The 5742-nt window shown below is 73.7% G+C and carries 5 protein-coding genes and 1 pseudogene; 3 read left to right on the top strand and 3 right to left on the bottom strand.

Features of this window, described 5'->3' with window-relative positions; all coding sequences use genetic code 11:
* Positions 1-185 precede the first annotated feature (185 nt).
* Together GTW40_RS05230 and GTW40_RS32975 are read left to right on the top strand one after the other, a co-directional pair.
* A complete protein-coding gene (locus GTW40_RS05230; protein WP_237525346.1) occupies positions 186-1088 on the top strand; it encodes a class I SAM-dependent methyltransferase in 903 nt (300 codons plus the stop codon).
* Positions 1085-2053, top strand: a pseudogene (locus GTW40_RS32975) (lysylphosphatidylglycerol synthase transmembrane domain-containing protein); the annotation flags it as partial. The gene GTW40_RS05230 and the pseudogene GTW40_RS32975, both read left to right, overlap by 4 nt.
* 53 nt (positions 2054-2106) lie before the next feature.
* Here the strand turns inward: GTW40_RS32975 and GTW40_RS05240 are convergent.
* Positions 2107-2940: a creatininase family protein gene (locus GTW40_RS05240; protein WP_161178971.1), complete on the bottom strand. Its 834-nt coding sequence runs from the start codon at positions 2938-2940 to the stop codon at positions 2107-2109.
* Between the two features lie 39 nt (positions 2941-2979).
* Between GTW40_RS05240 and ribA the strand changes: the two genes are divergently transcribed.
* Positions 2980-3639 (top strand): GTP cyclohydrolase II, encoded by a 660-nt coding sequence (ribA, locus tag GTW40_RS05245; RefSeq protein WP_161178968.1) that lies wholly within the window; start codon positions 2980-2982, stop codon positions 3637-3639.
* A gap of 16 nt (positions 3640-3655) precedes the next feature.
* Here ribA and GTW40_RS05250 read toward each other — a convergent pair whose 3' ends face one another.
* Together GTW40_RS05250 and GTW40_RS05255 are read right to left on the bottom strand one after the other, a co-directional pair.
* Positions 3656-4933 (bottom strand): serine hydrolase domain-containing protein, encoded by a 1278-nt coding sequence (locus tag GTW40_RS05250; RefSeq protein WP_161178969.1) that lies wholly within the window; start codon positions 4931-4933, stop codon positions 3656-3658.
* Positions 4934-5003: 70 nt separating this feature from the next.
* On the bottom strand, positions 5004-5742 hold a 739-nt coding region (locus tag GTW40_RS05255; protein WP_161178970.1), incomplete at its 5' end, for an MFS transporter.

Genomic DNA, 5742 nt, shown 5'->3' on the forward strand with positions numbered 1-5742 from the left:
GCCCGCGGCCGCCGCTCCGCCCTCGGGGGCTGGGCCGCGACCGCCCGCAGCCTGGCCGGAGTCCTCGGCCGGCTCCCCGACGCGCCGAGGAGGGCCGCATGAGCGAGACGACCACGGTCGCCGGGACCGACCCCGGCCACGCCACGGCACCCCAGGAGCACCCGGTGAACACCGACGACGTCATCATGGGCGCCGGTCCCGTGACCCGCCCCGGCGAGCGGCCGACCGTACGGCTGCGCGACGACGACGCCGAGGAGGCGCCCCGCTACGCGCCCGAGTGGCTGCAACTGCGCGAGGCCGCCGACGCGGACGCCCGCGCCGAGGTCCTGCTTGAGCCGCTGCGCACCCGGGTGGCCGAACGGCCCGGCACGGACGGCGGACTCGTCGTGCACGACCTGGGCTGCGGCACCGGCTCCATGGGCCGCTGGCTGGCGGCCCGCCTCGACGGCGCCCAGCACTGGGTCCTGCACGACCTCGACCCCTACCTGCTGCACTTCGCCGCCGTCGCCTCCCCGCGCGCCGCCGCCGACGGCGCCCAGGTGACCGTAGAGACCCGGCGCGGCGACGTCGCCCGGCTCACCCCGGACGCGCTGACCGGCGCCGACCTGGTCACCGCCTCGGCGCTGCTCGACGTGCTCACCCGCGAGGAGGTCGAGACCCTCGCCGCCGCCTGTGCCGGGGCGGGCTGCCCGGCGCTGCTCACCCTGTCCGTCGCCGGGCGGGTGGAGTTCGAGCCGTCCGACCCGCTGGACGCGCAGCTTGCCGAGGCGTTCAACGACCACCAGCGCCGTACCGGGATGCTCGGCCCCGACGCGGTCGCCATGGCCTGCCAGGCGTTCGCCGACCACGGGGCGACCGTACGGGTGCATCCCAGCCCGTGGCTGCTCGGCCCCGAGCACGCCGCGCTGACCGCGCAGTGGCTGCGCGGCTGGGTGGGCGCGGCGGTCGAGCAGCGGCCCGAGCTGCGCGAGCGTGCCGCGGCTTACCTCGCCGAGCGGCTGGCCGCCCTGGAGGCGGGCGAGCTGCGCGTCGTCGTGCACCACAGCGATCTGCTCGCACTGCCCCGCCCGGCGGGAGGCGCGGGATGAACACGTCAACGGGGGACACCGCGACGGAGGTTCGCGTGCCGGAGGCACGTCCGGCACCGGCGGCCGAGACCGTGCCGACAGCGGAGACGCGTGCCCGGGGACGGTTCACCTCCCGTGCGCTGCGCACCCACTTCGGCACGGTCGCCGGGGTCGTCATCCTCGGCGGGCTGCTGTGGCGGCTCGGTACCGGTCCCCTGATGGACGGACTGCGGCGGATCGACACGCCAACGGTGCTGATCGCCCTCGGTGTTGGCGTCCTCACCACCGTGTTCAGCGCCTGGCGCTGGCAGTTGGTGGCACGCGGCCTCGGCATCCGGCTCCCGCTGGGTGCCGCCGTGGCCGACTACTACCGCGCGCTGTTCCTCAACGCGGCACTCCCCGGCGGTGTGTTGGGCGATGTGCACCGCGCGGTGCGGCACGGGCAGAGCGCCGGAGACGTACGGCGCGCGGTGAAGGCCGTCGTGCTGGAGCGGGTCGCCGGGCAGATCGCGCTCGCAGTGGCCGGCACCGCCCTGCTGCTGACACTGCCCTCGCCGGTACGGGACGACGCGCGCACCGTCGCCGCGCCCGTGGCCCTCGCGGTGGCGGGCGCCCTCGCGGTCGCGGTCGCCGTACGGCTGAACCGGGGAGCCGCCGAGGCCGGACGCTCCGGTGTCCTCGCCGACGCGCGCCGGGGGCTGCTGTCGCGGGAGAGCGGGCCCGGGGTCGCGCTGTCCTCGGCCGTCGTCCTCGCCGGTCACCTCGGGATGTTCGTCGTCGCCGCCCGGGTCGCCGGGAGCGGGGCCTCCGTCGCGGTGCTGCTGCCGCTCGCGGTGCTCGCGCTGGTCGCGATGGGCCTGCCGCTGAACGTCGGCGGCTTCGGCCCCCGCGAGGGCGTCACCGCCTGGGCGTTCGCGGCGGCCGGACTCGGCGCGAGCAGCGGGGTCGCCGTGGCCGTCGTCTACGGCGTCCTCAGCTTCGTGGCGAGCCTGCCCGGCGCCGTCGTCCTCGTCGTCCGCTGGTACGCCGGACTGCGGGGCTACTCCCGTACGGCGCCCGGGAGTTCACCGGCGGACGGCGCCTCGCCGGAGGGCGCGAGCTCCCCGGAGACCGGGAGCCTTTCGGAGGTCAGCAACTCGAAGTACGGTGCGAAATCCTCCACCAGGCTCGCCAGCAGGCTCCTGCCCTTTTCCGCCGTGGCCAGGGACGGGCGGCCGATGACGCCCGATTCGGTATAGGCGGACATTCCCGTGGTGAGCAGATGACGACGGTCGTCGGCGGTGAAATCGGCGGTCTCATGACCAGGGCGGAGGAATTCGGGATGAGCGTGCAGCAGAATGGACGTCTCGATTTCCCCGGCGTGCATGTCGGTGAGCAGCGAGGTCACCACACCCGCACGCTCACGGGCCGCCTCCCAGTCCTCCGCGGCCGGGAAGAGCGCCATGCGCTCACCGCGCGCGGAAGCCTCCTGCACGACATTGCCCAGGACGTAGTTCCCGCCGTGGCCGTTGACCACCACGAGGGCCTCGACACCCGAACGGCGCAACGAATCCGCCATGTCCCGCACGATGGCGTGGAGGGTGGTGGAGGAGATACTGACGGTTCCCGGCCAGCCCGCGTGTTCGTGGGAGCAGGAGACCGTCACCGGGGGAAGGAGGTGTACCGGGTACGCGGCGGCTATCTCCCGGGCCACGGCGCAGGCGACGAGCGTGTCGGTCGCCAGCGGGAGGTACGCGCCGTGCTGTTCGAAACTGCCCACGGGAAGGACGGCGACCCGAGTTGAGACACCCGCCCCCCGCTTCCGTACGTCCTCCGTGGTGTCCGTCGGCATCACCCCGTGTGCCACCGCCGCACGCGCGCCCGAACCACTCATCTTTTTCACGGCCTTTCGTCTCTGCTTAGGAATCAGATCATGACAGAAAACCTCGGCGTCCTCGGCAAGAAGTCCCCGCGGCGTTCGGGCGCGGAACGCGTCGTGAATACCCCGCTGCCCACCGCTTACGGGAAATTCCAGGCGATCGGCTACCTGGACCACGACCGGGGTGACGAACACGTCGCCCTGGTCTTCGGCGAGATAGGCGAGGAGAGCGTGCTGACCCGGCTGCACTCCGAATGCCTGACCGGGGACGCGTTCGGCTCCCAGCACTGCGAGTGCGGCGAGCAGCTGTCCTCCGCGCTGCGCGCCGTCGCCGCCGAGGGCAGCGGGATCGTCGTCTACCTGCGCGGACACGAGGGCCGGGGCATCGGCCTGCTGGCCAAGCTGCGCGCGATGGCCCTCCAGGCGGAGGGCCTGGACACGGTCGAGGCCAACCTCGCCCTCGGCCTCCCGGTGGACGCCCGCGACTACCGCGTCGCCGCCGAGATCCTCCACGACCTCGGTGTCCGCTCGGTCCGCCTCATGTCCAACAACCCCCGCAAGCGCGAGTCGCTGACCCGCCACGGCATCGAGGTCGCGGAGACGGTCCCGCTCCTGATCGAGCCGAGCGAGAACAACATCACCTATCTCCGCACCAAGCGCGAACGTCTGGACCACGACCTGCCGCACCTGGACGCGGTGGGCCATGGCTCCTGATCCCGACGTCGCGGGATCACCCCACGAGTCCGGCCGCACCGCGGCCGGACTCGCGCCGTTTCCGGAACTCCCGCTCCGTCACCGCCTCGTGGACCAGGCGGCGCAGCTCCGGGAACACCTTCAGGGTCTTCGGGCGGAGCTGGGTCATGAACTGCACCGTGAGGTCGTGGGCTGGCGCGACCCAGAAGGCGGTGGTCGCCACGCCGGTCCAGCCGTAGGTGCCGGGGGACGAAGGGACCAGGGTGCGGGCGGGGTCGGTGACGACCGAGACGTTGAAGCCGAAGCCCAGGCCGTCGTTGGCGCGTTCCCGGTGGGCGGGGGCGCCGAAGGCGCGCAGGACGGCGTCGCCGGGGAGTTGGTTGCGGGTCATCCGGGCCAGCGTCTCCGGCCGCAGCAGACGCACGCCGTCCAACTCCCCGCCGCGACGCAGGAACTCCATGAAGCGGTGGTAGTCGTGGGCCGTCGAGGCCAGGCCGCCGCTGGCCGAGAGGAAGCGGGGGCGGCCGCGCAGGGGGAGACCGGGGATCGGCTCGATGCCGCCGCTCCCGGTCTCGCCGTACAACTCGGCCAGGCGGGGCAGCTGTTCGGGGGTGAGGTGGAAGCCGGTGTCGGTCATGCCGAGCGGGACGAGGACGCGCTCGGCGAAGAACGCGTCCAGGGGACGCCCCGAGACCACCTCGATCAGGCGGCCCAGCACATTGGAGGCGACGGAGTAGTTCCACTGGGTGCCGGGGTCGAACTGGAGGGGCAGCCGGGCATACACCGCCACCGTCTCCTCCAGGTCGGCGCCGGGCGGCACGGAGGACTCCAGGCCCGCCTCGCGGTAGAGGGCGTCCACCGGGTGGCTGTGGTAGAAGGCGAACGTCAGGCCCGCCGTGTGGGTCAGCAGATGGCGGACCAGGATCGGACCGGACGCCGGGCGGGTACGCACGTCCGCGCCCGAACCCCCTTCGTACACGCGCGGGTTGGCGAACTCCGGCAGATGGCGGTCGATGGGGTCGTCCAGGGACAGCAGGCCCTCCTCCACCAGCATCAGCACCGCGACGGCGGTGACCGGCTTGGTCATGGAGTAGATCCGCCACAGCGTGTCCGGCTCCACCGGGAGCCCCGCCGCGCGGTCACGGTGGCCGTGGACGGTGAGATGCGCGACGCGGCCGCCCCGGGCCACCGACACCAGGAAGCCGGGCAGCCGGCCCTCGTCCACGTAGCGGGCGAAGTGCCGGTCCAGGCGGTCCAGCGCCCTCGGGTCCAGCCCCGCCTCTTCCGGGTCGGCTTCCTGTCGCAGCTGTGCCATCGCTCGCTCTCCTACGGTCGCGTCGTACGCCGTGCGGTCCGGCTCGGTCACCGGGACGACCTGTTGTTTCTCATGGTCGCGCAGGATCGCCGGGAAGGACCCGCACCTCGGCCTCCCGCGCGTCGGCGTCCAACGCGCCGTGTGCGGAGCCTCGTTGAGGCAGCGCGCGGGCCACCGGAACGGCCGCCGCCGCGAGCGCCGCGAACACGCACAGCGCGGCACGCGGGCCCGCGTCCATCAGCGCGGTCGCCGCCGCCACCCCCACCACCGGGCCGATGTTGAGCGCGGTCTGCTGAAGCCCGCCCGCGACCCCGGCCGCCGTCGACTCCGCCTGACGTACGACGACATGGGTGGCCGCCACCATCACCGTCCCGAACCCCGCGCCCAACAGGGCGAATCCGACGCCCAGGGGAAGCGCCCCCGTGGCCCGGGACAGCACCAGCCCGCCGAGCGCGAGAACCGCCGTCGCGACACTGGTCGTCCACCGGGCGCCCCAGCGGCGCAGCAGCGCGGGACAACAGGGGGCCGAGGCGATCATCATCACCGCGAGCGGCACGCTTCGCACCGCGCTCTCGAACGGGTCGAGTCCCAGGCCGCGTTGGAGCACGTACGTCTCCACGAACAGCGTCCCGAACAGCGCGGCCGACACGGCGACCAGGATGCCGAGTGCCGCTCCCACGGGCCCCGCGCCGATCACACCGGGCGGCAGCAACGGGTGCGCGGCACGCCGCTCGTGCCGTACGAACGCGACCCCCGCCACCGCCGAGACGGCGAGCGCGGGCACGGTGGCCGCGCCGGGCGCGGACAGC

This window comes from Streptomyces sp. SID4985 (genome assembly GCF_009863025.1).
Classification (GTDB): Bacteria; Actinomycetota; Actinomycetes; order Streptomycetales; family Streptomycetaceae; genus Streptomyces.

Coding starts and splice junctions, on each gene's coding strand:
- GTW40_RS05240 (WP_161178971.1), bottom strand. CDS start 2,940: ATGAGTGGTTCGGGCGCGCGTGCGGCGGTGGCACACGGGGTGATGCCG.
- GTW40_RS05250 (WP_161178969.1), bottom strand. CDS start 4,933: ATGGCACAGCTGCGACAGGAAGCCGACCCGGAAGAGGCGGGGCTGGAC.
- GTW40_RS05230 (WP_237525346.1), top strand. CDS start 186: ATGGGCGCCGGTCCCGTGACCCGCCCCGGCGAGCGGCCGACCGTACGG.
- ribA (WP_161178968.1), top strand. CDS start 2,980: ATGACAGAAAACCTCGGCGTCCTCGGCAAGAAGTCCCCGCGGCGTTCG.